This is a genomic window from Variovorax sp. PEI5, assembly GCF_056679935.1.
The window spans coordinates 180784-205990 of the sequence record NZ_JBWXPH010000003.1; the positions used below are offsets into that span (position 1 = coordinate 180784).

At 70.3% G+C, this 25207-nt stretch carries 21 protein-coding genes; 8 read left to right on the forward strand and 13 right to left on the reverse strand.

The features are described from left to right. Positions 1-81: 81 nt before the first annotated feature. A complete protein-coding gene (locus AC1MLT_RS20330; protein WP_481036049.1) occupies positions 82-1074 on the forward strand; it encodes a tripartite tricarboxylate transporter substrate binding protein in 993 nt (330 codons plus the stop codon). Between the two features lie 217 nt (positions 1075-1291). Further along, on the forward strand, positions 1292-2095 hold the full coding sequence (locus AC1MLT_RS20335; protein ID WP_481036051.1) for a CHASE3 domain-containing protein: 804 nt from the start codon (positions 1292-1294) through the stop codon (positions 2093-2095). A gap of 55 nt (positions 2096-2150) precedes the next feature. Here the strand turns inward: AC1MLT_RS20335 and AC1MLT_RS20340 are convergent, their stop codons facing one another. Then, on the reverse strand, positions 2151-2945 hold the full coding sequence (locus tag AC1MLT_RS20340) for an IclR family transcriptional regulator domain-containing protein (RefSeq protein ID WP_481036053.1): 795 nt from the start codon (positions 2943-2945) through the stop codon (positions 2151-2153). A gap of 215 nt (positions 2946-3160) precedes the next feature. Between AC1MLT_RS20340 and pobA the strand changes: the two genes are divergently transcribed. After that, entirely contained in the window at positions 3161-4336 is a 1176-nt protein-coding gene (pobA, locus tag AC1MLT_RS20345; protein ID WP_481036054.1) for a 4-hydroxybenzoate 3-monooxygenase, read from the forward strand. A gap of 58 nt (positions 4337-4394) precedes the next feature. On the opposite strand, the gene AC1MLT_RS20350 is transcribed toward pobA, so the two are convergent. The 5 genes from AC1MLT_RS20350 to AC1MLT_RS20370 form a co-directional block, all read right to left on the reverse strand. Further along, positions 4395-5063: a GntR family transcriptional regulator gene (locus AC1MLT_RS20350; protein ID WP_481036423.1), complete on the reverse strand. Its 669-nt coding sequence runs from the start codon at positions 5061-5063 to the stop codon at positions 4395-4397. Positions 5064-5151: 88 nt separating this feature from the next. Then, positions 5152-6150: a TRAP transporter substrate-binding protein gene (locus tag AC1MLT_RS20355; protein WP_481036055.1), complete on the reverse strand. Its 999-nt coding sequence runs from the start codon at positions 6148-6150 to the stop codon at positions 5152-5154. Between the two features lie 75 nt (positions 6151-6225). After that, positions 6226-7488: a TRAP transporter large permease gene (locus AC1MLT_RS20360; protein WP_481036056.1), complete on the reverse strand. Its 1263-nt coding sequence runs from the start codon at positions 7486-7488 to the stop codon at positions 6226-6228. Positions 7489-7490: 2 nt separating this feature from the next. After that, positions 7491-8105, reverse strand: a complete 615-nt coding sequence (locus tag AC1MLT_RS20365) for a TRAP transporter small permease (protein WP_481036058.1) — start codon at positions 8103-8105, stop codon at positions 7491-7493. 52 nt (positions 8106-8157) lie between these two features. After that, entirely contained in the window at positions 8158-9072 is a 915-nt protein-coding gene (locus AC1MLT_RS20370) for a dihydrodipicolinate synthase family protein (RefSeq protein WP_481036060.1), read from the reverse strand. 388 nt (positions 9073-9460) lie between these two features. Between AC1MLT_RS20370 and AC1MLT_RS20375 the strand changes: the two genes are divergently transcribed. The 4 genes from AC1MLT_RS20375 to AC1MLT_RS20390 all read left to right on the forward strand — a co-directional run bounded on the left by AC1MLT_RS20375 (position 9461) and on the right by AC1MLT_RS20390 (position 16012). Further along, a complete protein-coding gene (locus tag AC1MLT_RS20375) occupies positions 9461-10495 on the forward strand; it encodes a lipid A deacylase LpxR family protein (protein ID WP_481036062.1) in 1035 nt (344 codons plus the stop codon). 183 nt (positions 10496-10678) lie between these two features. Further along, a complete protein-coding gene (locus AC1MLT_RS20380) occupies positions 10679-11302 on the forward strand; it encodes a DUF2760 domain-containing protein (protein WP_481036063.1) in 624 nt (207 codons plus the stop codon). After that, positions 11299-13173: an Hsp70 family protein gene (locus AC1MLT_RS20385; RefSeq protein ID WP_481036064.1), complete on the forward strand. Its 1875-nt coding sequence runs from the start codon at positions 11299-11301 to the stop codon at positions 13171-13173. The genes AC1MLT_RS20380 and AC1MLT_RS20385 overlap by 4 nt, the downstream gene beginning before the upstream one ends. Next, complete coding sequence (locus tag AC1MLT_RS20390; protein WP_481036066.1) at positions 13142-16012, forward strand: Hsp70 family protein; 2871 nt, start codon at positions 13142-13144, stop codon at positions 16010-16012. Before AC1MLT_RS20385 ends, AC1MLT_RS20390 begins: the two co-directional genes overlap by 32 nt. A gap of 79 nt (positions 16013-16091) precedes the next feature. Here AC1MLT_RS20390 and AC1MLT_RS20395 read toward each other — a convergent pair whose 3' ends face one another. From AC1MLT_RS20395 to AC1MLT_RS20425, 7 genes are all read right to left on the reverse strand, one after another. Next, a complete protein-coding gene (locus AC1MLT_RS20395; protein WP_481036067.1) occupies positions 16092-17027 on the reverse strand; it encodes a hypothetical protein in 936 nt (311 codons plus the stop codon). Positions 17028-17258: 231 nt separating this feature from the next. Further along, positions 17259-18314, reverse strand: a complete 1056-nt coding sequence (locus tag AC1MLT_RS20400; RefSeq protein WP_481036068.1) for an H-NS family nucleoid-associated regulatory protein — start codon at positions 18312-18314, stop codon at positions 17259-17261. Between the two features lie 314 nt (positions 18315-18628). Next, complete coding sequence (locus AC1MLT_RS20405) at positions 18629-19123, reverse strand: MOSC domain-containing protein (protein WP_481036070.1); 495 nt, start codon at positions 19121-19123, stop codon at positions 18629-18631. 836 nt (positions 19124-19959) lie between these two features. Then, on the reverse strand, positions 19960-20514 hold the full coding sequence (locus AC1MLT_RS20410; RefSeq protein WP_481036072.1) for a cytochrome b/b6 domain-containing protein: 555 nt from the start codon (positions 20512-20514) through the stop codon (positions 19960-19962). After that, positions 20507-20803 carry a PepSY domain-containing protein gene (locus AC1MLT_RS20415; RefSeq protein ID WP_481036073.1) on the reverse strand — a complete coding sequence of 99 codons (297 nt, stop codon included), beginning with the start codon at positions 20801-20803 and terminating at the stop codon, positions 20507-20509. Before AC1MLT_RS20415 ends, AC1MLT_RS20410 begins: the two co-directional genes overlap by 8 nt. Positions 20804-20861: 58 nt before the next feature. Beyond that, positions 20862-21548, reverse strand: a complete 687-nt coding sequence (locus AC1MLT_RS20420) for a Fe2+-dependent dioxygenase (protein WP_481036074.1) — start codon at positions 21546-21548, stop codon at positions 20862-20864. 31 nt (positions 21549-21579) lie between these two features. Then, positions 21580-24003 (reverse strand): TonB-dependent receptor, encoded by a 2424-nt coding sequence (locus AC1MLT_RS20425; protein WP_481036075.1) that lies wholly within the window; start codon positions 24001-24003, stop codon positions 21580-21582. Between the two features lie 307 nt (positions 24004-24310). Here AC1MLT_RS20425 and AC1MLT_RS20430 point away from each other — a divergent pair, with 307 nt between their 5' ends. Beyond that, complete coding sequence (locus AC1MLT_RS20430) at positions 24311-25198, forward strand: alpha/beta fold hydrolase (RefSeq protein ID WP_481036077.1); 888 nt, start codon at positions 24311-24313, stop codon at positions 25196-25198. Positions 25199-25207 lie beyond the last annotated feature (9 nt).

The following is a 25207-nucleotide window of genomic DNA, read 5'->3' on the forward strand; positions in this document are numbered from 1 at the left end:
GCGCCGGCGCAGGGGCAAACCCCGAGCACCGGCGGGCATCGGGCCTTCCAGAATGGGCGTTTTCCAGGAGACCCCGTCCGCATGCTTCCGACCTCGCCCTCCCGCCGCCGTTTCAATCTGCATCTGGTCGCCGGCGCCGCCGCCTGCGCCGTGGCCGTGCCGTCCCTCGCGCAGAGCCCGTGGCCGTCGCGGCCGATCCGCATCGTCGTGCCCTACACGCCGGGCGGCTTCACCGACCAGATGGCGCGGCTGGTGCAGATCGGCCTGCAGCAGCGCTTAGGCCAGCCCGTGGTGATCGACAACCGGCCCGGCGCCAACAGCCTGATCGGCGTCGACGCCCTGGCCAAGTCGGCGCCCGATGGCAGCACCTTCGGCGTCGTCATCGCGGCCTACGCGGCCAACACCACGCTCTATGCCAAGCTGCCCTACGACCCGCAGAAGGATCTGGTGGGCGTCGCCCTCATGGGCGTGTCGCCGCTGCTGGCGGCGGTCAACAACAACGCGCCCTTCAAGACCGGGCGCGAGCTCATCGACTACGCCCGCGCGAATCCCGGCCGGCTGAGCTTCGGCTCCTCGGGCAATGGCTCGGCCGCCCACCTGACGACCGAACTGTGGAAGTCGCTCACCAGGACCTACATGACGCACATCCCGTACCGGGGCGCGGTGCCGGCATTGACCGACCTGATGGGTGGCCAGATCCAGCTCTTCTTCGACGCCCCGACCGGCCTGATCCCGCAGGCGCGCGCCGGCAAGATCCGGCTGATCGGCGTGGCCGGCGAACGGCGCCTGGCGGCGCTGCCCGAGGTGCCGACCTTCATCGAGCAGGGTTTCGCCGGCTTCACCGGCAGCACCTGGGCCGGCATGCTGGCGCCGGCCGGCACGCCGCCGGACATCGTGCGGCGCATGTCCGACGAGGTGACCGCCATCATCCGCAGCGACGAGACGCGCGCCCGGCTCGACGCCATGGGCACCTTCCCGGCCGGTGGCACGCCACAGGAGTTCGATGCGTTCATCGCGGCGGAGACCACCAAGTGGGCCCGGGTGATCCGCACGGCCGGCGTCAAGGCCGACTGAGGCGGCGGGCGGGCGCGGCACGCCCGATGGGCGAATGGGCCTACGCCGTGGGGGGCGCGCGGCCGGCGCGCCGAGGTCGGGCGCCGGGTGAGCATCAGTGCTCGTCCGCAGGGGGTCCGGCGCGTCGCCGCAATGCGATGGCGCATGGCCGGCATGCGGTCCGCGCCCCGGTGGCGCCTGCCGCCATGCTTCCCGTCCCCTCGTCCCACGCATCACCATGGCCGTCCTTCCCGCCATCGCCAAGTTCCCGCGCCTGCCCTGGTGGCCCGGCTGGCCACGCCGGCAGGTCGCGGCGCTGGCGGGCGCGCGGCGACCCCGCCTCTGGCACATCCCGCCCAAGCGCGTGGTGGCCTGGTCGGCGATCTCCGCCGCGCCGATGACGGTGGTGATCCTGGTCGGGGCCTATCTCTCCTACAACCTCCACACCGAGATCGCGATCGGCCGCGAGCGCATCGAGCAGACGCACCAGGTGCTGGAGACGCTGAACCAGCTGTTCATCTCGCTACAGGATGCCGAGACCGGGCAGCGCGGCTTCATCATCACCGGGCAGGACGGCTACCTGGCGCCCTATGTCGAGGCCGTGACGGCCCTGGCGCCGACATTGGCCCGGTTGCGCGACCTGACGGCGGAGAGCACGACCCAGTCGATCCGCATCGCCCGGCTGGAGACGCTGGTGGATGCCAAGCTGGCCGAACTGGGCCGCACCATCGTGCTGCGCCGCGCCTCGGGCTTCCGGACCGCCGCCAGCGATGTGGCCGGCGGCACCGGCAAGGAACTGATGGACGACGTGCGGCGCGAGGTCGCGCTCGTGGGCACCGCCGAGCGCACCCTGCTGCGGGCGCGCCAAGCCGTGGCCCAGGAGCGCGAACGCGAGGTGATCCGGGTCGGCCTGCTGATCGCGCTGGTCTCGGTCGCCACGCGCGTCGGCCTGGCGATGCTGCTGGTGCGGCTGCGCAAGCGGCGTGCCGCCGCCAATCTGCGGGCCGCCCTGGCGGCGGCCAAGCAGATGGGCAAGTCCTGAGGCATCCGGCCGGCATCCCGCTGCGGCGGTGGTCCGGCGCGCCTCGCCCATCGCCTCAGAGCAGGCCGCGCAGTTCCTGCGCCGCGTCCTGCAGCAGCGGCAGCAGGCGCTCCCGCCAGCGCTCGAGGTCCGGCGGCACGGCGACGGCGACGACATTCAGCGCGGCGATGGTCCGGCCGCTGGCATCGCGCAAGGGCACGGCCAGCGCATGGACGCCGATCTCGTGGGTCTCGCTGGCCAGATACCAGTCCTGCCGGCGCGCCCGGGCGATGCCCCGGCGTAGGGCCGCCGCCCGGGTCGGCGTGTGGGCCGTCAGGCGCGGCAGCGTGGCGCCCTCGCACCAGGCATCCAGGGCCTGGCGCGACAGGGCAGCCAGCAGCACGTGGCCGGTCGAGGTGGCATGCGCCGGCAGCCGGGCGCCGAGGTGCAAGCCATGCGCCAGCGCGCGCGCGGTCGCGCCGGGCGGGCCGCTTCGCGCCACGATCACGACCTCGTGGCCGTCGGGCACGACGACCGAGAACGATTCCCCCGTCAGCGCGGCCAGGTGGTTGAGCGTCGGCTGCGCCACGCGCGGCAGCCGGGCCGAGGCCAGGTAGCTACCGGAAAAGCGCAGCACCTTGGCGGAGAGCCAGAAATGGCTGCCGTCGGTCTCGAGGTAGCCCAGGTGCGCCAGCGTCAGCAGATGGCGCCGGGCGGCGGCGCGCGTCAGGCCGGCGCGCTGGGCCGCCAGGGTGGCGTTGAGCCGCTGGCGCTGGGTGTCGAAGCTCTCCAGCACCGCCATGCCCTTGGCCATGCCGGCGATGAGATCGGCCGGGGCGATGGTGGTCGGGGCTTCGGTCGGACGGGTCATCGGGTCGTCGGGTCGTGAGGGAGGGAGGCGGACCGGCCCGAAGTCCGGGCGCGGGGAAAGCTCTGCGCGATCATCGCGCAGGCGTTGCGATGATCGCGCAAAACCCATCGCGTCGGCATGCCGGGCCGCGCGCTTGGGTCTAAGGTCGACGCAACGGCCGCCCGGCCGCCATCCTTCCTCGCCGACCTGCCTTCCCCCCCAGACGGAGACCTCCCATGCGCACCCAAGTCGCCATCATCGGCGCCGGCCCGGCCGGACTGCTCCTCGGCCAGCTGCTGCACGCCGCCGGCATCGACAACGTCATCCTCGAGCGGCAGAGCGCCGACTACGTGCTGGGCCGCATCCGCGCCGGCGTGCTGGAGCAGACCACGCTCGACCTGCTCGACCGCGCCGGCGTCGGCGCCACGGCGCGGCGCGAGGGCCTGCCGCACGACGGCATCGAGCTGCTGTTCGAGGGGCGCCGCCATCGCATCGACCTGCACGCGCTGACCGGTGGCCGCCGCGTGATGGTGTATGGCCAGACCGAGGTCACGCGCGACCTGATGGCGGCCCGCGCCGCCGCCGGTCTCGTCACCCACTACCAGGCGGCCGATGTCAGCCTGCACGATTTCGATGGCACCGCGCCGGAGGTGCGCTTCACGACCGGTGGCGTCGCGCGCACCTTGCGCTGCGACTTCATCGCCGGCTGCGACGGCTATCACGGCGTCAGCCGGCGCAGCGTGCCGGCCGGCGCCGCCAGGACCTACGAGAAGGTCTATCCGTTCGGCTGGCTGGGCGTGCTGGCCGACACGCCGCCGGTCTCGCACGAACTGATCTACGCCCACACGCCACGCGGCTTCGCGCTGTGCAGCATGCGCAGCGCGACGCGCAGCCGCTACTACGTGCAGGTGCCGGCGGACACCGACGTGGCGCGCTGGAGCGACGAGGCGTTCTGGGACGAGCTGCGCGCCCGGCTCGACCCGGCGGCGCGCGAGGCCCTGGTCACCGGACCCTCGATCGAGAAGAGCGTCGCGCCGCTGCGCAGCTCGGTGACCGAGCCGATGCGCTTCGGCCGCCTGTTCCTGGCCGGCGACGCGGCCCACATCGTGCCGCCGACCGGCGCCAAGGGACTGAACCTGGCGGCCTCCGACGTCGGCTTCCTGTTCGAGGCCTTGCGCGGCTTCTATGCCGATGCCGACATTGCCGGCATCGACGGCTATTCGCAGCGCTGCCTGCGGCGGGTCTGGCGCGCCGAGCGATTCTCGTGGTGGTTCACCTCGCTCACGCATCGCTTCCCGGACACCGGCGACTTCGGCCAGCGCATGCAGGAGGCCGAGCTCGGCTACATCGTGGACTCGCGCGCGGCGGCGACCGCATTGGCGGAGAACTACGTCGGCCTGCCGCTGGCCTGAGCCGGCGCGGGCGCCGGGTCGCGTCGCCCGTCCGCCCGCCGACTCGCTCATCCGCCGCTCAGTTGTCGATCACCCGCCGGGCGAAGCGCTCCAGGTAGTCGAGCAGGCGATTGGCGCCGGCGATGGCGGCCGCCTCGTCGCCGGTGGCGATGCCGCCGGCCAGCTCGACATGTGCGGCGGCGGCCTCGACGATGTCGCCCTCGTGCTGGTAGGCATACCAGAAGCGGCGGCACTGCACGATCAGCGGCGTCACGCTGGTCACGGCCGACTGGTTGCGGCAGGCCTGGTGGGTGATGCGGTCGAGTTCGTGGTCGGCCAGCATGTAGGCGTCGAGGTGGCCGCGCGCCGCCTCCTTGGCCATCTTCTCGGCATGGCGCACGATCTCCTTGCGCTGCGCGGCGGTCGCGCGGCGCGCGGTGCACGATGCGATCAGGCACTCGAGCACGCGCCGCGTCTGGATGACGTCGAGGTGGTCGGCCAGGTCGATGCTGGAGACCAGCAGGCCGCGCCGCGGCTGCTGGTCGATCAGGCCCACCGAGCTCATGCGCAGCAGCGCCTCGCGCACCGGCGTGCGACCCAGGCCGGTGCGCTCGGCGATCTCGGCCTCGACCACCGGGCTGCCGGGGGCCAGCTGCAGGGTGGCGATCAGCGACTCGATGGCGTCGTAGGCGATGTCGGCGGCACGGCGCCGGGGCGCGGCGGGGAGAGACGTGGCGACGACGGGCATCGGGTGACGATCGGGCAAGTGCGGTCCGGAAGGAGCAGGAGGGGGACGCATTGTCCCATCGGTGCGTGCCCCGCGAGGAGCGGGGGTGCTACAGCGTGGCGCCGATGCGGCGCAGCTCGGCGATCGCCGGCGCCTTGGGCAGCCACAGCTTGTCGAACTGGGCGATGACCGGGGCCGGGTCGTAGCCGGTGTCGGGCCGGATCGGGATGCCGCTGGCCCTGAACTTCTCGATCAGGCCGAGCTCGGTGGTCACGATGTCGCGGATCTGGGCGTCGAGCGATTGCTTGACCAGGTCGGTGATCAACGCCTTGTCCTTGGCGTCGAGCGTCTGCCAGATGCGGCCCGAGACCAGCGGCGCGAAGGGCATGAACAGGGCGTTCATCGGCAGCATCACCTTCGAGACCTTGTCGAAGCGGGCGTTCCAGGAGAACTCGATGTCGGCCTCGAGGCCGTCGACCTGGCCGTTGGACATGGCGTCGAACACGGCCGGCGTCGGGATCGGGGTCGGCGCGGCGCCCAGCATGGAATAGAAGTCGCGATAGACCGGCGTCGGGTTGATGCGCAGCTTCATGCCCTTGAGGTCGGTCGGCGAGGCGATCGGCCGGGTGGCGAAGACCACGCGCATGCCGGTGATGCCCCAGCCCAGGCCGATGGTGCCGGTCTCGCGCGGCAGCACGTCGAGCAGCTTCAGCGCCGCGGGCGTGCGCACCAGCGAGGCGACGTTGGTGGTCGAGCGCACCAGGTAGGGCGCATTGATGGCCGCCACGCTGGCGACCCGCGAGCCGAGTTCGGCCGCTTGGATCCAGCCCATGTCGAGGGCGCCCGACTGCAGCTGCTGCATCATGGCCGACTCGTTGCCGAGCTGGCCGGAATGGAACACGGTGACCGTCATGCGGCCGTCGCTGGCCTTCTTGAGCGCTTCGCCGAAGGCCAGCGCGGCCCGGTTCCACGAGTGGCCGGCGGGCGTGATGAGCCCCAGCCGGAACTCCTTGGCGGCGGCGGCGCGCACGCGCGGGGCGATGACGGCGGCCGAGGCGGCGAGCCCGGCGGTGGCGACCTGGACGAAATGTCGGCGGGAGAGGGTCATGCGATGCTCCGATGGGTGGGTGGGTGGGTGGGTGGACGAGTGGGACGGGAAGGGGGCGGTCCGGCGCGATGTCGCTCAGAGCAGGGCCAGCGACAGGCTCGGGAAGATCGACAGCAGGACCAGCGCCAGGCAGCAGATGAGGAAGAACGGCAGCGTGACGATGAACATCTTTCCCGGCTTGGCCCCGGTGACGGCGGCGGCGACGAAGAAGCTCAGGCCCACGGGGGGCGTCATCAGCCCCAGCACCAGGTTGACCACCACCACGACGCCGAAGTGGCGCGGATCGATGCCATAGATCTCGGTGGCGATGGGCAGCAGGATCGGCACCGTCATGATCAGGCCCGGGATGCCGTCGATGACGGTGCCGATGACCAGCAGGATCAGGTTGGTCAGGAGCAGGAAGCTCACCGGGTCCTTGGCGACGGTCTGGATCCAGGCGGCGGTCGCCTGCGGCACCTTGCCGTAGATCAGCAGCGACGAGAACACCGCCGCCGCCGCCACCAGGAACAGCACCACGGCCGAGTAGATGGCCGACTTCAGCAGGATCGCCGGCATCATCGAGAAGCGGAACTCGCGCGTCACGTAGCGCCCGACCAGCACGGCGGCCAGCGCGCCCACGGCCGCCGCCTCGGTCGGGTTGGCGAAGCCGGTGAGGATGGAGCCGACGATCACCAGCGGGATCAGCAGCGTCGGGCAGGAGGTGACGACGGTGCGCACGCGCTGGCGCAGCGTGCGCCGCTCGGTGCGCGGATAGTCGTAGATGAAGCCCATCAATGCGATGACGACGAAGAACAGCACCGTCAGGACCACGCCCGGCACGATGCCCGCGATCAGCATGTCGCCCACCGCGACCTGCGCCAGCACGCTGTAGACCACGAACATCACCGAGGGCGGGATGATCGGCCCGAGCATGCCGCCATACACGGTGAGGCCGGCGGCGAAGGTCTTGTCGTAGCCCTTCTTCTCCATCTCCGGCACCATGATCTGGCTCATGATAGCCACCTGCGCGGTGGCCGAGCCGATGATCGACGAGACCAGCATGTTGGCCAGGATGTTGACGTAGGCCAGGCCGCCCTTGACCGAGCCGATGAAGGCCAGCGTCATGTCCACCAGCCGCTGGGTGATGCCGCCGCCGTTCATGATCTCGCCGATCAGGATGAACAGCGGGATCGCGATCAGGCCATAGCTGTCGACGCCCGCGAACATCTGCAATGGATAGGACTGGAACAGCACCGGCGCGCCGGAGTCCAGGATGTAGACGATGCCCGCCAGGCACAGGCAGGCGCCGATGGGCACGCCCACCAGCATGATCAGCAGGAAGAAGCCGGAGGTCAGCATGATCAGTTCACCACGTCGGCGTTGGCGATGTCGAACTCGGGATGCGCGCGCCGGGGCTGCAGGCCGAGGTCCTCCAGCAGGTTGGCGATCGCATGCACGGTCAGCGTCAGGGCGAACAGCGGCAGGATCAGCTGCACCGCCCAGATCGGCCACTCGAGGGTCTGCGAACGCTCGGTGTAGAGGAAGTTGAAGGATTCCGCCGCGTACTCCCGGGCATCGAAGCCATGGCGCGCGATGCCCACCGGATCCATCCAGACCCAGCACATCGCCAGCAGGCCCAGGCCCAGCGCCACCACCCCGAAGGAGGCGCAGGACCGCGCCACGCGCGCGGCGCGCTCGCCGAGCTTGTCGGTCAGCAGCGTCACCGCGAAGTCCATGCGCAGGCGCGTCATGGCCGAGGCACCGATGAAGGTCAGCCAGACGACGGCGTAGACCGAGGCCTCGTCCACCCAGTAGAGCGGCATGCCGGTGTAGCGCGTCACCACGTTGAGCAGGATCAGCGCCACCAGGCCGCCCATCAGCGCGGTCAGCAGATGGCGCTCGCAGCGCAGGATGGCGTCCGAGGCGTCGAGCACCGCGCGGGCGAGGCGCCGGGCGCCGGAGGTGGGTTCGGGCATGGTGGGGTCCTGGGAGGAGGTGACGGCGGCGGCGGAGGAGGCGGCGGCCGGATCAGTCGATCGACTGGTACTGGGTCGGCCGCGTGGCCAGCGCCCGGGCCACGATGCCCTCGATGAAGGCGCGCTCCTCGCCGATCAGCGGCAGGCGCGGACGGCGCATGTGCTCGCTGCCGACACCCACGAGCAGGTCGATCAGCTTGAGGTTCTGCACCAGCTTGGTCGACACGTCCAGGTGCAGCATGGGCGTCATCCACTGGTAGAGCTTGAGGGCCTCGGCGAAGCGCTGCTGCTTCATGAGGTCGTAGAGCGCCACGGTCTCGCGCGGGAAGGCGCAGCCGACGCCGGCGAGCAGGCCGTCCGCGCCCAGCGCCAGGGCCTCGTAGGCGAGGTCGTCGACGCCGCAGAAGATCTGGTAGCGCGTGCCCAGCAGGTTGCGCAGGTCGGTGATGCGGCGGATGTCGTCGGTGCTCTCCTTGACCGCGACGATCCACTCGCAGTCGGCCAGCTCGAGCATGTGCGCCGGTTTCAGGTCGACCCGGTAGGCCACCGGGTTGTTGTAGACCATCACCGGCTTCTGCGCGGCCTCGGCCATGGCGCGCACGTTGGCCATCGCCTCGCGCGCATCGGCCACGTAGATCACCGACGGCATGACCATGTAGCCGGCCACGCCCAGCGCGTTGGCGCCCTCGATGTAGCGCAGGGCCTCGCGCGTGCTGGTCTCCGAGACGTTGGCCAGCACGGGGATGCGGCCATCGGCCGCCTCCAGCGCGATCTTCGCCACCGTGAGCTTCTCCTCCAGCGACAGCGTGCTGGCCTCGCCGAGCGAACCGCAGGTCACCAGGCCATGGATGCCGTTGCGGATCTGGAAGTCGATGTGGCGGGCGGTGCCCTCGGCGTCGATGCGCTCGTCGGGATGGAACTTGGTGGTGATGGCGGGGAAGATGCCTTGCCAGCGGGCTTGGGTCATGGATGCTCCTGAACGTGATGAGGGTCGAAGGGAAGGAACCACCAGCCCGTCGGGGCCGGCATTTAAATATATTAAGAAGATATTCCGAATATCTGCGCAGGGTATTTAGCAGGTTGTGTGCCAGCTTCGGAAGTGCTTGGCGATGCCCTGGAACCCGTGGCGTGCGGGACCGGCCGGGGTGCCCGGAGCGCACCTCGGTGCGTCGGGCACCCCGATGAGACGTGGCGCACCGCGATGGCCATCGGCTGCCCGTCGGCGCGGGCCGATCGCCCCCGCCAAGGGTGTTCCCGTCGCTTCCGTGCTGGTTAGTCGGCGATCCGGGCGGAGCCGGCGCGGATGGCGATACGCTCGCCGGTTCACAGAAAGACACATCTCTTCACGCGTCCGCATGAATTCCTCGACCGACCTCCGTTTCGCCTCCCACTCGATCCCGCGGCGCGCGCGCCTGGGCACCTGGCACCGTCGCCTCCCGCTGCTGCTGGGCCTGGGCCTCCTGGCATTCCAGGGCCTGGCCACCCAGGCGCTGGCCGAGGAGCGCTATGGCGCGCTGCTGTTCCAGAACGACCTGTTCCTCGGACGCGATGGCGGTGGCTACACCAATGGCATCTATCTCTCCAGCCTGCGGGTCGCGGCGCCGGGCGAGGCGGGCATCGCCTCGGGTGTGCTGGTCGGGCCGGTCGCGTCGCTGCTGGGGGTGTCCGACGCGGTGCTGACGGCGGTGTCGTTCGGCCAGGGCATCGTGACGCCCAAGGACATCTCGCGCCGCGTGCCCGATCCGACCGATGCGCCCTATGCGGGCTTCCTGATGCTGCGCTCGGCCCAGGTGGCGCGCAACGACGAGACGGTCGACGTCGCCGCCGTCAGCCTCGGCCTGATCGGGCCGGGCGCCGGCGCCGAACAGGTCCAGCGCACCATCCATCGTCTGACGGGCTCGACCGCGCCGCAGGGCTGGGACACCCAGATCTCCAACCGCCCGCTGGTGGGGCTGGAGCGCGCCCGGGCCTGGCGCTTCGCGAGCACGCCGGGCGTGGCCGGCGGCGCCAGCGCCGATGCCATCGTCCAGGCCGGCGGCACGCTCGGCAACCTGGAGAGCACGCTCGGCGCGAGCCTGCTGCTGCGCTACGGCACCGGCCTGTCGCGCAGCTATCCGGCGGCGGTGGTCAACGGCTACAGCGTCGACCCCTTCGTCGTGGGCGCCGGATGGTTCGTCTTCGCCGGCGTGTCGGTCGACCGCGTGCTGCATCACATGGGACTGGGCGACGAGGCCCGCCTGCGGCGCGAGCGCACGGCCGGCACCCTGGGGCTGGCCTATGGCTGGGGGCGCTCGTCGCTGACCTTCGCGGTGCGCACCACCGATCCGCTGGTGACCAGCAGCGGCCGGCAGATGTTTGGCTCGCTGAGCTATCTGATCCGCTTCGAATAGTCGGGGCGCAACGCCCGCGGCGCGCCGTGGACTTGCGGGCCTCAACTACACTGCGGCGCCGCATTCCCCATCCGTCGGCGATCCCGATCCGAGGCCCGGTCTAGCGTTCCGCGTCCGCAGCCCGGTCAGGCCATCGGCCATCCCGACGACGGCCGCGCGCGCGCGGCCGATCTGGAGCAACCAATGAACAGCCCTCAACCCTCCTCCCCCGACGGCGCCCAGCTCTCGCTGCTCAGCCGCATTCCGCTTGCCTTCGGCGCCTTCTTCAGTCTCATGGCCAATGGCGGCCTGGCCGCGCGCTATGTCGCGCTGCGCGATGGCGCCATCGCGCCGATGCCATCGACCCCGGTCGCGGCGCCCGCGCCCGCACCGGTCGCCGCCGCGCCGGTGGCTGCGCCGCCGCCGCCACCGCCGGTGCTGCGCGAGAACGGCCCCGACGCCGCGCTCCAGCTGCTCGCGCTGCTGCAGCGCGATGCCCGCCTGATTGACTTCGTCGGCGAGGACCTGACCGGCTATGCCGATGCCCAGATCGGCGCCGCCGCCCGCCTGGTGCACGAGGGCTGCGCCCGCGTCCTGCGCGAGCACTTCACGCTGGTGCCGGTGCGCGACGAGGCCGAGGGCGCCCGCGTCACCCTGCAGCCGGGCTTCGATGCCGCCGCCGTGCGCGTGACCGGCAACGTGGTCGGCCAGCCGCCGTTCTCCGGCCAGCTCGCGCATCGCGGCTGGCGCGCCACCGAGGTCCGCCTGCCGCGCCTCGCCGAGCGCCACGACGCGCGCATCGTCGCGCCGGCCGAGGTCGAGCTGTGAGCGCGCCGTGCTATTCGATCGGCATCGACCTGGGCACCACGCACAGCGCGCTGGCCTATGTCGACATCGCCGGCAGCGACGGCGAGGCCACGGCGCACGGCACGCTGCCGATCCCGCAGCTGACCGCGCCCGGCGCGGTGGAAGCACTGCCGCTCTTGCCGTCCTTCCTCTACCTGCCGCATGCCGACGAACTCGCGCCGGGCGACCTGGCGCTGCCCTGGGCGGCCGATGGCACCCAGGTGGTGGGCGAGCTGGCGCGCTCGCGCGGCGCGACGACGCCGATCCGGCTGGTCTCCAGCGCCAAGAGCTGGCTGTGCCATCCCGGCGTCGACCGGCGCGCGGCGATCCTGCCGCACGACGCGCCGAGCGAGGTCGCGCGCGTGTCGCCCCTGGATGCCTCGACGCGCTATCTCGAGCACGTCCGCAACGCCTGGGACCATGCCCATCCGGAGGCGCCGTTCTCCGAGCAGGATGTGACGGTGACGATTCCCGCGTCCTTCGATCCGGCGGCGCGCGAGCTGACGGTCGAGGCCGCCCGCAACGCCGGCTGCCGCTCGCTCACGGTGCTCGAGGAGCCGCAGTCGGCGCTCTACAGCTGGATCGAGGCCAGCGGCGGCGCCTGGCGCCAGCAGGTGCGCCCGGGCGACGTCATCCTGGTGGTCGACGTCGGCGGCGGCACCAGCGACTTCTCCCTCATCGCCGTGCTGGAGCGCGAGGGCAACCTCGAACTGCATCGCGTCGCGGTCGGCGAGCACATCCTGCTGGGCGGCGACAACATGGACCTGGCGCTGGCCCACGGCGTGGCCCGCAAGCTCGCCGCCGCCGGCACCACGCTCGACGCCTGGCAATTGCGCGCGCTGACCTATGCCTGCCGCAGCGCCAAGGAGCGCCTGCTCGGCGCGGCCGGCGACGCCGCGGCGGACGGCGACGCGCCCGAGGCGCAGCCGATCGTCGTGCCCAGCCGGGGCAGCCGCCTCATCGGCGGCTCGATCCGCACCGAACTGACGGCCGAGGAGGTCGCGGCGGTCATCGTCGACGGCTTCTTCCCGCGCGTCGATGCCAGCGCCCGTCCGGTCAGCCGGGTGCGCGCCGGCCTGGCGCAGCTCGGCCTGCCCTATGCGCAGGACGCGGCGGTCACGCGTCACCTGGCGGCCTTCCTGGGCCGCCAGCTGGGCGCGCTGGCCGAGCTGGCGGGTTTCGGTGGTCATGCCGATGGCGCCAGCTTCCTGCATCCGACCGCCGTGCTCTTCAACGGCGGCGTCTTCAAGTCCCCGATGCTGGCCGAGCGCCTGCTGCAGACGCTCGACGGCTGGCTGACCGCCGAGGGCGCGCCCCCCGCGCGGCCGCTCGCCGGAGCCGATCTCGACCTGGCCGTGGCGCGCGGCGCGGCCTACTACGGCTATGTGCGCCAGGGCCGGGGCGTGCGCATCCGGGGCGGCACCGCGTTCGCCTACTACGTCGGCGTCGAATCCTCGATGCCCGCCGTGCCCGGCATGGAGCCGCCGGTCGAGGCGCTGTGCCTGGCGCCATTCGGCATGGAGGAGGGCACCGAGGCCGAGCTGCCGGGACTCGAGCTGGGCCTGGTGGTGGGCGAGCCGGTCGACTTCCGCTTCTTCGCCTCGTCGGTGCGGCGCCACGACACCGTCGGCACCCTGCTGGGCTTCTGGTCGCCCGACGAGATGCAGGAGCTCGCGCCGATCTCCGCCACATTGCCGACCGAGGGCCGGCAGCCGGGCGAGGTGGTGCCGGTGCGACTCGCCGCTCGCGTGACGGAGGCCGGCACGCTGGAGCTGGTGGCCGTGCCGCGTGATGGCGAGCAACGCTGGAAGATCGAGTTCGATGTGCGCGGCGAGCGCCAGCCGGGCGCCTGAGCGGCCCGGCACGCGCGACACGCCCGGGGGGGCGCGCGCCGCCTGGATGGTCGGCATCGACCTCGGCACCACCCATACCGTGGTCGCCTGCGCGCCCTTGCGGGAAGCCACTGGCGCGGCCGACATCCGCCTGTTCGACATCGACCAGCTGATCGCGCCGGGCGAGGTCGCGGCACTGCCGCTGCTGCCATCCATGCGCTACCACCCGGCGCCCGGCGAACTGGCGCCCGGCGACCTGGCCCTGCCCTGGGCGGCGCCGGCGGAGGGCACCGCGGCCGTGATCGGCCGCCTGGCGCGCAAGCTCGGCGCCCAGGTGCCGGGCCGGGTGGTGACCAGCGCGAAGAGCTGGCTGTCGCACGCGGCGGTCGATCGGCTGGCGCCTATCCTGCCCTGGGGCGCCGCCGCCGATGTGCCCGGGGTCTCTCCGGTGCAGGCCAGCGCGAGCTACCTCGCGCACCTGCGCGCGGCCTGGAACCATCGCCATCCCCAGGCCCGGCTCGAGGACCAGGAGGTGGTGCTGACGGTGCCGGCATCGTTCGACGATGCCGCGCGCGCCCTGACCGTCGAGGCGGCGCGCGAGGCCGGGCTGCCCCGGTTGCGCCTGCTCGAGGAGCCGCAGGCCGCGCTGTACGACTGGCTGTTCCGCCATCGCCAGACGCTCGACACCGCGCTGGGCGATGCCCGGCTGGTGCTGGTGTGCGACGTCGGTGGCGGCACCACCGACCTGAGCCTGGTGCGCGTGGAGCGCGATGGCGCCACGCCGCGCCTGGAGCGCATCGCGGTCGGCCGCCACCTGATGCTCGGCGGCGACAACATGGACCTGGCGCTCGCGCATCGCGTCGAATCCCGCCTGCCGGATGCTGCGACCACGCGCTTGTCGGCCGGCCGGCTCGGGCAGCTGGTCGAGCGCTGCCGCGATGCCAAGGAGCGCTTGCTGGCCGCCGACGGCCCGGCCAGCGCGCAGGTGACGCTGCTGGGCACCGGCGCGCGCCTGATCGGCGCCGCGCGCTCGGCCACGCTGGAGCGCGCCGAGGTCGAGCAGATCGTGGTCGATGGCTTCTTTCCCCGGGGCGGCGCGGACGAGGGTCCGCGGCGCGAGCGCTCGAGCGGGCTGATCGCCTTCGGCCTGCCCTATGCCAGCGATCCGGCCGTGACGCGCCACATCGCCGGCTTCCTGCGCCAGCACGCGACGGCCGGCTGGCCCGACGCGCTGCTGCTCAATGGCGGCGTGTTCCGCTCCGAGGCCATCGCGGCGCGACTGCACACGACGCTGGGGGACTGGCGCGGCGCGCCGCTCATCGCGTTGCACAACGCCGATCCGGATGTCGCGGTCGCGCGCGGCGCCGTGGCGTATGCGATGGCCCGGCGCGGCCTGGCGCCGCGCATCGGGGGCGGGTCGCCGCGCAGCTACTTCCTGCCGCTCGACGATGCGCGCTCGCGCGCCGTGTGCGTGCTGCCGCAGGGCAGCGAGGAAGGACGCGAGATCCGGCTGGAGGAACGCAGCTTCGAATTGCGCACCGGCGAGCCCGTGCGCTTCGACATGGTCTCGACCACCGAGGTCGCGCCGGGCGCGGCGCTGCCGCGTGCCGGCGAACTGGTCGAGCTGGCCGGCCGCGAGGTCCAGCCGCTGCCGCCCATCACCACCGTCGTGCGCGCCGAGCAGGGTGGCGCGCGACGTCCCATCCGCGTCGGGCTGGCGGCCACGCTGACCGAGGTCGGCACGCTCGACCTCCAGTGCATCGCCCTGGACGATCCGACGCGCCGCTGGCAGCTGGCCTTCCAGTTGCGCACCCCGGACGCCGATGCGCCGGTGGCCGCGCCGGCGGAGGCCCTGCCGCCACGCTTCGGCATCGCCATCGAGGCCATCGAACGCGTCTTCGGCGCCCGCGACCGGGCTGTCGATCCGCGTGCGGTCAAGCAGTTGCGCGGCCGCCTGGAAAGCCTGCTCGGCGGTCGCGAGCAATGGCCCACGGCCTGGCTGCGCCCGCTCTACGACGCGCTGTGGCAGCGAGCGCGCGGGCGGCATCGCTCGGCCGATCACGAGCGCCTGTGGCTGAGTCTGGCGGGATGGTGCCTGCGGCCGGGCTTCGGCGATCCGCTCGACGGCTGGCGGATCGAACAGCTCTGGCCGATCTTCGAGCGTGGCGTGCGCCATGGCGGCGTGCGGCAGGTGCGCACCGAATGGTGGACCTTCTGGCGCCGCGTCGCCGGCGGCCTCGACGGCGAGGCGCAGGAGCGGCTGCTGCAGGACTTCGCGCTCAACCTGCAGGGCGACGAGGCCGGCATCCACGAGCGCCCGCCGGGTTTCGTGGTCGGTGGCTTCGACGACATGGTGCGTCTGGGCGCCTCGCTCGAACGCATCCCGGTGGCGCACAAGGTGGAGATCGGCGACTGGCTGATCGAGCGGGTGAGGGCGCAGCCGGTGGCCTCGGCCTCGACGACGGCAGCGGCGCCGGTGGCGTCCGGCTCACCGGCCGGCGATGGCGCCTGGACGCTGTGGGCGGTCGGTCGACTGGGCGCGCGCGCGCCGCTCTATGGCAGCGCGCATGGCGTGGTGCCGGTCGATGCCGCGCTGGGCTGGCTCGATGCCATGCTGGCGCTCGACTGGAAGCAGGTCGACGGGGCGGCGGCCGCCGCCGGGAATCTGGCGCGCCTGAGCGGGGACCGCGTGCGCGACCTGCCACTGGAGGTGCGCGAGCGCGTGATCGCCCGGCTGCAGGCACAGCGCGTGCCGGCGGCCTGGATCGAGCGGGTGCGCGAGGTGACGGTGCTCGACGAAGCGGGCGAACGGGGTGTCTTCGGGGAATCGCTGCCGCCGGGATTGCGCCTGCTGGGCTGATGCCTGGCCCGAGCACCGGCGCGCGCCGGCCCCCTGCGCGCGACGTGGAATGCGGGTCGGCGTCGAGGCCGGTGTCGGCTCAGGCCCGGCCGTAGAGGCGACCGAGCGCGATGGCCAGCGTCAGCGAGAGCCGGCGTCGCGCCAGCCACACGGCGGAGAAGGGCGACAGGGGGCCTTCGGCGAAGCGGTAATACCAGCGGCTGGCGATCGTTGGCGGCTGGCCCCACAGGGCACGTCGCAGGTGCCGGCCCTGCCAGGGCTTGGAGGCGCCGATGGCATGCGACAGGTGATGGCCACCGGGCGCGAAATCCATCGCTTCCGGTCCCAGGGTGTTCAGGTTGACGTCGCTCAGGGTGACGGCGAAATTCAGCGCGTCCTCGTCGGTCGAATGGAAGAGATCGTCCGGCGAGCCGGCCTTGCGCTGCCGCAGGTCGACGCCGATCTCGGCGACGATGAGCCGGCAGATGCGCTCCCACGCCTGGAGACAATGCAGGTGCGAGCGCCGGGCGCCGATGAAACCGCTGTTGTAGTAGCGCTCCAGACCGCGCTGCTGCCGCTCGCCGCGGGTGGCGAAGAAGAGTTGCCACAGCAGCCGTTTGGGGTGGTTGGATGGCAACGACGAGTTGATGTCCTCGATCAGCACGATGCCGTCCTGCGCGAACCAGTCCTCGATCTCGCGCCACGCGCATTTGACGACGAGATCGGGATCCAGATAGACGACCGCGTCGCAGGCGGGATCGTGCATCGAGAAGACCTCGCGCATGAATGTAGGTTTGTAGTAATTAAGACTGACTGAGGGATTGAGTTCGACCGCATGCAATGCCAATTGCGGTGTCACCTGGACGCAGTTGCGATGCGCGTCGTAATGCTCGTGATCGACGATCCAGGCTGGCAGTGCGCCCCGATGACCGACCCAGATCGTGCCCTCGTATCCAGAGGCCGCGAGCGAGTTGACCAATGCGGCGACGCCGTAGTGGTAATGGCTTTCGAACAGGGTACAGAGAGCGATCTTCATCCAGGCCGAATGATCGAACAATCGGCGGATCGAGACGCTGGGATTTGAATTAAAAGCCGCGGACCAATTGTGTCGTCCGCGACATATTCACGATCTGTTGACTTTTCGACTGTGGGCGGGAGACCGTGCCGGGTCGTGCGACGCGGAATGCCGCACTCGCATCACCTCGCTCCTGAGCCTCGACCAATCCATGCGGAGACGACGCCGGACCGGCTGGCCCGGCGTTCCGCTTCAGCGGCCGGTGGCGTCGCCCCGACCTTCGACGGAGTCGGATTGCGGCGCCGGCATCGGCGCGGCGGTGGGAACGGTCGAAGGCGTCGGTGCCGCGTCGGCCGGCGGGGCCATGGAAGCGGGCAGGTTCTTCCTGGGTGCGCTGGCCTTCCGGGTCGCCGGCTTGGCGGCACTCTTGGCGGCTGCCTTCACCGGCGGCTTGGCAGCGGTCTTCGCCGGCGCCTTGGTCGCGGTCTTCCTGGCCGGTGCGGCCGTCGGTTCCGAGGGAGCCGGGCTCGAAGCGGCGCGGACGTCCTTGTTCTTCCTGGTCGCTGCGACCGGAGCGGTCTTGCCGGAGCCGTCGGCTGCCGGAGCCGATCCGCTCTTCGGCTGCGTACCGGTCTTCTGCGGCGTCGCCTTCCTGCTCGCGGGGGCCGACCTGCCGTCACCCGCCGTGGCGCGGGCCTTGGCGCCTGACACCGGCGCCGTGGCGGCGGGCTTGGCCGATGCCTCCGTGGTGGTCGGCTCGCTCGTCGCCGAGGCGTGCGACGAGATCAGGAAGTCGTCGATCGACGCGCCGCGCTTCTTCAGGCCCTGCTTGAGCCAGGCCGGCTTCGGACCACGCCCGCTCCAGGTCTGACCGGTCTTGGGATGGCCATAGAGCGGCGACAGCTTGATCCTGGAACCTGGCGTGGCGTTCGTCGAGGACCGACCGCCGCTTGCGCTCGATGCCGCGCCGTCCGAGACCTCGAAGCTCTCCAGGCTGCGGCCGCCGGCGATCGCACTGCGCAACCAGGCCGGGCGCGGGCCACGGCCACCCCAAGTGTTTCCCTGTCCGTCGCCGTACTTGGCAACCGATGCCCCCGCGCGTGAGGAACTCGACGACGACGAAGTCTGACGTCGGGCGGATGCGGATGCCGAAACGGGGAAATGCAGATCGCTGGCAGTCAGTCCGTATTCGGCGATCGATTCATTGAGTTTGGCAATTACAGCCTTGACCTCCGCGGCGCGCAGTTTTTCTGCGGATGCCTGAAGAGCTTGTATTTCACGCGTCAGTTGGGCATAGGTCTTTGTCATGGGCACTTGGAATGAATGGATTGGAAGTCCCGAGTCTATGCGCGTCGATGCCGCGCTGAATGTTTTCATCTATTCATTGCTTCGGGAATGCGCATGTTTAAGACGTCGATTGATTCAAAGTGTCATTGTCCGACCCATTCGATGCAGGATGTATCGACTCGTCGACGGGCCGCGGGACAGGGTGGGGTCATGTATGCCGCGCTCGGTCTCTCAACTCCCGGGCACTCGATGATTCCAGCCTTGGCTCATCGACGTGAGGTCGCTTCGACGACAAGGCGCCTTGTGCGCGACGCCTCCATGTCAGGGGATGATCCTCAGGCTGTTTGCCAACGGCACGTCACGCGATCACCGACGCGCAGCACGCCACCGCGGACGATGCGCGCCGTCCGGCCACCATGTCCGCGCATGGCGTTGTATCCACCGGGACCCAGCAATTCCTCCATGCGCGAACAGGGCTCACAGGGACCCGTGAGTTCGAACACCACTTCTTCGCCAATGAGGAGCTGGATCGATTGATCGTCGAATAGCGAACGGGCGGCATTCAGGTTGAGACCCGAGACCACCAGATTGCGACGCAGCAATTCGGGCGCGATGGTCGTGACGCCGATGCATGCGGCAACGACCGGCAGATGTTCCGCTTGCAGGAGCGTGACCTGGCGGCGTCCACCCGGACGCGCGGCGGCACTGCGGTCGCCATCGAGTCCACGTTCGGCAATTGCCAATGCCTCGGTCACCGATCGGATAGGGACGCGCCGAGCAGGGCGCAGGAGGATGTGGTCGAGCCGGCCCGCCTGGGGGAACTGGCGCATGAGTTCTCGTAGTTCTGGCATCGGCCCATTGTGAGGCGCTCTGGCGGGAGGCCGCCGGACACGCCATATCGAGTCAGAGTGCCAGCCGCCCATGCATGACAACGCAAATAGGCTAACGGCTTTGGGATTCGCGACCCCAGGACCCCAGGACCCCAGGACCCCAGGACCCCAGGACCCCAGGACCCCAGGACCCCAGGACCCCAGGACCCCAGGACCCCAGGACCCCAGGACCCCAGGACCCCAGGACCCCAGGACCCCAGGACCCCAGGACCCCAGGACCCCAGGACCCCAGGACCCCAGGACCCCAGGACCCCAGGACCCCAGGACCCCAGGACCCCAGGACCCCAGGACCCCAGGACCCCAGGACCCCAGGACCCCAGGACCCCAGGACCCCAGGACCCCAGGACCCCAGGACCCCAGGACCCCAGGACCCCAGGACCCCAGGACCCCAGGACCCCAGGACCCCAGGATTTTATTGAACTGGTATGAGGGTAGAGTTTTTGCTCACGTTGACCGTTAGCCTAATCGTTGGCTTTTCATCGTCCTAAGGAATCTGGCGAGCGCTGAAAGCCTGGAGGACAGTCGACCAATTGGCCCGTGCTGCTCGGATGACGACCCGGTGCCTCCATGGCGACGGCACGCGAGCAGAGGCGCTGAGATCCCGAGCCGACCTCTGGAGCATGGCGTCGCGTCATCGCACACCGTATGCGCTGGCGATCCGGCCGCGGCGTTTCATGATCATTGGCTCTCCGGTCGGGACCAGTCGAGTTGATGTAAATACAATAATAGTTATGTTAACTAAAAGATCGACGATATCGATCTTGACGACAACCCCGTCACTCCCCGCGCTTGCGGCCTGTCAGCATCGCCAGCAACAGGTTCTCGCGATGGCGCAGGCTCGAGAAGACGACGCCCGCCACGTGCATCAGCACCATTCCGACGAGGCCCCATGCGAGCGCCCGATGCGTCCACTCCAGCCACGCCAGACCCCAGAACGCATCCAGCGTGTACATCCAGCCGGTCAGGCCGGTGGCCATGACGGTGGCCATCAGCGCCACGATCATCCAGCCGCCCAGCGGGTTGTGCCCGAGGTGCCGCGCCTCCACATGACGCCGGATCGCCACCGCATAGGCGCGGACGACCCGCGGTGCGCGGACGAAATCCGTGAAGCGCGCATGCGGCGTGCCGACGAAACCCCAGATCGTCCGCAGCACGACGGCGAGCATCGCGCCATGACCGGCCCATTCATGGCGCGCCAGCGTTTCCTCGCCACTGAACCAGGCGACGGCGACGGCCAGGGCCAGTCCCCAGTGCAGCAGCCGCACGACGGGGTCCCAGACGCGCACGGATGGCAGACGCGCCACCGGAGGCGTCGAGGATGGTTCAGTCACCCTGCTTGACCTGCCCGACCTTCTCGAAGCTCTTGGGATGGAAGAACGCCTCCGTGCGCTGGCCCTTTTCGTCGAAGCCATAGACCTCGTAGCAGCCATTGAAGGTCTTGACCTGCCGCACTTTCCAGCCTTCGCTGGTCAGCTTGCGCTGCAGGTCCATCTGCGGTCGCATCTCCTCCTTGGAGACCGCTTCGCAGCGCACCTTGTCGTGCTCGACCCACTGGGCGGCGGCATCGACGGAAAAGCCCAGGGCGGCCGCGAAGGCCAGGAGGATGTGTGTCTTGTTCATGGTTCGGGTCGCATTCGAATTCGATCGAAGTGGATTGCCGCTGCTTCGTGGCGGGTGCTCAGACATCGAGCCACATGCGCAGCAGGTTGTGATAGGTGCTGGTCAAGCCGATGCAGGCCGGATCGGTCTCGCCCAGGCGCGTGCGCAGGTCCCGCAGGTGGTTGTCCATGTCGAACAGCAGACGACGTTGTTCGTCGCTGCGCACCATGCTCTGGATCCAGAAGTAGCTCGCGACGCGCTGCCCTCGCGTGACGGGAAGGACGCGGTGCACGCTGGTGCCGGGATAGAGCACCATGTCGCCGGCTTCCAGCTTCACGCGCTTCTCGCCGAAGGTGTCCTCGATGACCAGTTCGCCGCCGTCGTAGGACTCGGGCGACGACAGGAACACGGTGCAGGAGATGTCGGTGCGCACCCTTCCCGACCCGTCGCGCAGGAAGCGCACCGCGCTGTCGACGTGGTTGCCGAAGCTGTTCGCGCTGCCGCCATAGCGGTTGAACAAGGGCGGCGAGATCTGCTTGGGCAGAGCGGCCGAGAAGAAGAGCGTGTGCCGCTCCAGGCCGGCCAGCAGCAGGCGCTGCGCGGCGCGCGTCTCCTCGCAGTCCTCGCGCAATTGTTCGTTGCGTTTGGCGCGGGCCGATTGCTCGCCCGCGGTCAGGCGGCCGTCCTGCCACGGCGCGCCATCCAGGATCCGTCGCGCCGCGCGGACTTCGTCGGGCTGCAGGAGGCCTTGGATATGGACGAGCATGTGGAGGAGCGCCGCTGTTCTCGGTCGAGGATCAGAACCTCGCACCCACGGTGAAGAGGAAGGTGCGCGGCACGCCGGCGATCGCGAAGCCCGGATAGAGCTGGTCGCCATAGAGCTTGTTGGTCGCGTTGGTCACGTTGATCTGGGCATACAGGTCGGGCGTGAACTTGTACTCGGCCATCAGGTCGCTGACCACGTAGCCGGGCGTGCTGTTGGCCAGGCTGGCCGCGCCGGTGGTGCCCGCGAGCGGTCGGTTCTCCGACGCGCCGCGCAGGCCGCCGGCCAGTCGCAGTTTCGGCGTCGCCTGGTAGCTCACCCACAGCGCGCCGGTCTGGCGCGGCGTCAGGCCGACGCGCGAGCCGACCGTACCGAAGGCCACGGTGCTGCCGGCCTTGTCGATCGTCGCCGTCGGGATGTAGGAGTAGGAGGCATAGATCTCCCACTGCGGCGTCAACCGTCCGACGACGTCGAGTTCCAGGCCCTGCGAATGACGCTTGCCCGACAGCAGGTAGGAACCACCCGCGAAGTCGGAATCGGTGGTGCGTTCGTTGGTCTTCTCGGTGCGGAACAGGGCGGCGCGCGTCGACAGCTTGCCGTCGAGCCAGTCGAGCTTGGTGCCGATCTCGATGTTGCGGCTCTTCTCCGGCGGCGTGTTGGCGGTCTGCGGCGAGACGTACTGGTAGGTATCGGCCGAGGAGTTGAACGAGGTGCTGTACGACAGGTGGTAGGACTGGGTCGCCGAGGGCTGGAACAGCACGCCGGTGCGATAGCTCCAGGCGCCCTGCGACAGGCTCGTGCTGGCGATCGCCGGCGTCGCGCTGCCCGGTCGGTAGAGCTGCGCCCCGCCGACGCAGTTGTTGGCCGGCGCCGCGATGTTGGTCCCGGTGACCCGGTTCACGCACGACGGGTTGGTGTAGTTGTACTGGTCGAAGTCGCCGCTCAGGCGGTCGTAGCGCACGCCACCGAGCACCTTCCAGTACGGTGCGACCTGCACCAGGTCCTGGAAATAGGCGCCGAAGGCCTTGGCCGAGTAGCCGCTCGACTGGCGATAGACCGGATCGATGCCGGTGCCCACGAGACCGGCGCCGTCGTTCGCATTGCCGACGAACGTCGCGGGGCGCGTGCCCAGGCCCCGGCCGAGGATGGCGTTGTTCGTGAAGGCGTCGTTCTGGTAGCGGTCGGCCGATTCCCTGGAGGCATCGATGCCCGTCAGGATCTGGTGCCGGGTGCTGCCCCAGTCGACCTGGCGGCTGTAGTCGCTCTGCACATAGGTGCCCTGGTACTGGTCCTTGCGGGGATTCAGGCCCGAGCGCGTGAGCAGCGTGGCATCGCTGAAATTGGCGACGGTGGTCGGCTGGCCGAGCGTGGTGCCGGCGCCGGCGGCGGTCGACCACTGGTTGCGGTCGAAGGTGCCGCTGCGGATCTGCGTGCGCAGTTCGCTGCCGTCGTCGAAGACATGGTTCCACGAACCATTGACGTAGGTCGCCTTACCGGTCAGCCGATCCGCCGCGGTGCCATAGAAGGTGCCGGGCCGTACGGGCGCGAGCGTGCCCAGGTTGCCGATCACCGGGACGCCCGCCGTCGTGTAGCTGGTGACGCCCTGGCGCCCCGTTGCCACCCAGCGCATCGCCGACTGCGGCACGTTGTCCACGTTCAGGTGGTAGAGACCGACGTTGAATTCGTCGCGCGATCCGATGCCCCAGCTGTACGACGGCGCGATGCCGTACTTGTCGACCTTGGCGCCGCCGTTGTCGGCCTTGTTCCACATCGCATTGAGGCGGAACGCGGAGTCCTCGCCGAGGCGCTTGTTGAAGTCGGCCGTGCCGCGGTAGTAGCCGCGCGAGCCGACCGTGCCGATGAGGTCGGTCTGGTCGGCCAGCACCGGCTTCTTGGTGACCTGGTTGATGACCCCGCCGGTGGAGCCCCGGCCGAAGATCATCGATGCCGAGCCGCGCAGCACTTCCACGCGATCGAGGTTGAAGGTGTCGCGCTCGTACTGCGAGGGATCGCGCATGCCGTCGATCAGCAGGTCGCCGGTGGTGGCCACCGGGAAGCCGCGCAGGCGGATGTCCTGGTCGGTGCCGTTCTCGGTCGCCGCGAAGGTGATGCCGGCCGAGTAGTGCAGCGCATCCTTGAGCGTGTCGAGCTTGACGTCGTCGATGAGCTTCTCGGTGATGACGTTGATGGACTGCGGGATGTCGCGGATGTCCTGCGTGCCCTTGCCGATGCTGGTGCGACGCGTCTGCACCTGGTCCCTGCCCTGCACCTCGGCCTGGCCGGTCACGGTCACGGTGTCGAGGGTCCGGCTGGCGCCGGGCTCGGCGGGAACGGACTGGGCCCAGCTACCGACCGAAGCCGCCAGCATCAGGGCGCCGAACGGCAGCGCGGCACCGTCGCGCAGACCGGCGCCGGCGACGGCGCGCGGCGCGGGCGATATCGCGAGCTCGGCCGGCATGGCGGCCGAAGGGGAAAGCGAGGACATACGGCGACGCGCGGCGGCCTGCCGGCGAACGGTTCTTTGAGCCAAGGTGTAACTCCAGATTGCAGATCAGAAATCAGGCTCGGCTGGCTGATGCTGCGGGTGGCGCCCTGGCTTGCCGGGATGAAGCGGGCAGTGTAAGCCAATCTTGATGCAAATCAGTCGCATTCGCCTACAAAAGGCGTTTCCGGCGACCGAATCGACCTTGGACCGGAGCGAACCGATGACGCGCGCATGCATCGGAACCGATCCGACGAAATGAAGCTTTCGGCACAATGTCGCGGTGCCCTATTTCCAGACCTTCGACCCCCAGGAGGACGTGCGCGCGCACGCCGAGATCCAGCGCCTCGACGCCTTGTCGACGCATCACTACGCCGTCTGGCGCGACACGAGCGTGCGCTGGCGCCGCTTCGGTCCGGCGGCGGCGGCGATCACCGCGCCCCCGCTGGTGCTGCTGCATGGCGGCCATGGCAGCTGGATGCACTGGATCCGCAACATCGAGGCGCTCGCCGCCAGCAGGACGCTCTGGATTCCCGACCTGCCGGGCTATCACGAGTCCGACGCGCCACCAGCGCCGGCCTCCGGCCAGCCGCCGCTGGAGCCCTTGCTGGAGGCACTGGCCGGCAGCTTCGACACCTTGGTCGATCCTGGCACGCCGATCGACCTGGGCGGCTTCTCGTTCGGCGGTTTCGTCGCCTCGCAATGGGCCCTGCGCCGCGGCGCGATCCGCCGCCTGGCGCTGGTCGGCAGCGGCGGCCATGGCACGCTGCGGCGCATGGCGGTGGAGATGGTCAACTGGCGTCAGGCCGACGACCGGGATGCCGAGCGCGCCGCGCTGCTGCACAACCTCGCGGCGCTGATGCTGCACGACAAGGAGGCCATCGATCCGCTGGCCTTCGCCATCCACGACATTGCCTGCCATGCCACGCGCTTCCGCAGCAAGGAAGTCTCGCTCGCGGGCGGACTGCAGGATGCGCTCGAAAGCCTGGGCGGACCGCAGCTGCTGCTGTGGGGCGAGTTCGACGTCACCGCCGATCCGCGACCACTGGTCGAGTCACTGCTGGCCGGCCATCCCGCGCGCGCCGGCGCGGTGATCGAAGGTGCCGGGCACTGGGCGCAGTTCGAGCGCGCCGCCGAGGTGAACGCGCAGCTGCTGCGCTTCCTCGGCTAGCGCGTCGCC

Excerpts from the sequence above, each read along its gene's own strand:
- AC1MLT_RS20330 (WP_481036049.1), top strand. The coding sequence starts at position 82 with ATGCTTCCGACCTCGCCCTCCCGCCGCCGTTTCAATCTGCATCTGGTC.
- AC1MLT_RS20335 (WP_481036051.1), top strand. The coding sequence starts at position 1,292 with ATGGCCGTCCTTCCCGCCATCGCCAAGTTCCCGCGCCTGCCCTGGTGG.
- AC1MLT_RS20340 (WP_481036053.1), bottom strand. The coding sequence starts at position 2,945 with ATGACCCGTCCGACCGAAGCCCCGACCACCATCGCCCCGGCCGATCTC.
- pobA (WP_481036054.1), top strand. The coding sequence starts at position 3,161 with ATGCGCACCCAAGTCGCCATCATCGGCGCCGGCCCGGCCGGACTGCTC.
- AC1MLT_RS20350 (WP_481036423.1), bottom strand. The coding sequence starts at position 5,063 with ATGCCCGTCGTCGCCACGTCTCTCCCCGCCGCGCCCCGGCGCCGTGCC.
- AC1MLT_RS20355 (WP_481036055.1), bottom strand. The coding sequence starts at position 6,150 with ATGACCCTCTCCCGCCGACATTTCGTCCAGGTCGCCACCGCCGGGCTC.
- AC1MLT_RS20360 (WP_481036056.1), bottom strand. The coding sequence starts at position 7,488 with ATGCTGACCTCCGGCTTCTTCCTGCTGATCATGCTGGTGGGCGTGCCC.
- AC1MLT_RS20365 (WP_481036058.1), bottom strand. The coding sequence starts at position 8,105 with ATGCCCGAACCCACCTCCGGCGCCCGGCGCCTCGCCCGCGCGGTGCTC.
- AC1MLT_RS20370 (WP_481036060.1), bottom strand. The coding sequence starts at position 9,072 with ATGACCCAAGCCCGCTGGCAAGGCATCTTCCCCGCCATCACCACCAAG.
- AC1MLT_RS20375 (WP_481036062.1), top strand. The coding sequence starts at position 9,461 with ATGAATTCCTCGACCGACCTCCGTTTCGCCTCCCACTCGATCCCGCGG.
- AC1MLT_RS20380 (WP_481036063.1), top strand. The coding sequence starts at position 10,679 with ATGAACAGCCCTCAACCCTCCTCCCCCGACGGCGCCCAGCTCTCGCTG.
- AC1MLT_RS20390 (WP_481036066.1), top strand. The coding sequence starts at position 13,142 with ATGTGCGCGGCGAGCGCCAGCCGGGCGCCTGAGCGGCCCGGCACGCGC.
- AC1MLT_RS20395 (WP_481036067.1), bottom strand. The coding sequence starts at position 17,027 with ATGAAGATCGCTCTCTGTACCCTGTTCGAAAGCCATTACCACTACGGC.
- AC1MLT_RS20400 (WP_481036068.1), bottom strand. The coding sequence starts at position 18,314 with ATGACAAAGACCTATGCCCAACTGACGCGTGAAATACAAGCTCTTCAG.
- AC1MLT_RS20405 (WP_481036070.1), bottom strand. The coding sequence starts at position 19,123 with ATGCGCCAGTTCCCCCAGGCGGGCCGGCTCGACCACATCCTCCTGCGC.
- AC1MLT_RS20415 (WP_481036073.1), bottom strand. The coding sequence starts at position 20,803 with ATGAACAAGACACACATCCTCCTGGCCTTCGCGGCCGCCCTGGGCTTT.
- AC1MLT_RS20420 (WP_481036074.1), bottom strand. The coding sequence starts at position 21,548 with ATGCTCGTCCATATCCAAGGCCTCCTGCAGCCCGACGAAGTCCGCGCG.
- AC1MLT_RS20425 (WP_481036075.1), bottom strand. The coding sequence starts at position 24,003 with ATGCCGGCCGAGCTCGCGATATCGCCCGCGCCGCGCGCCGTCGCCGGC.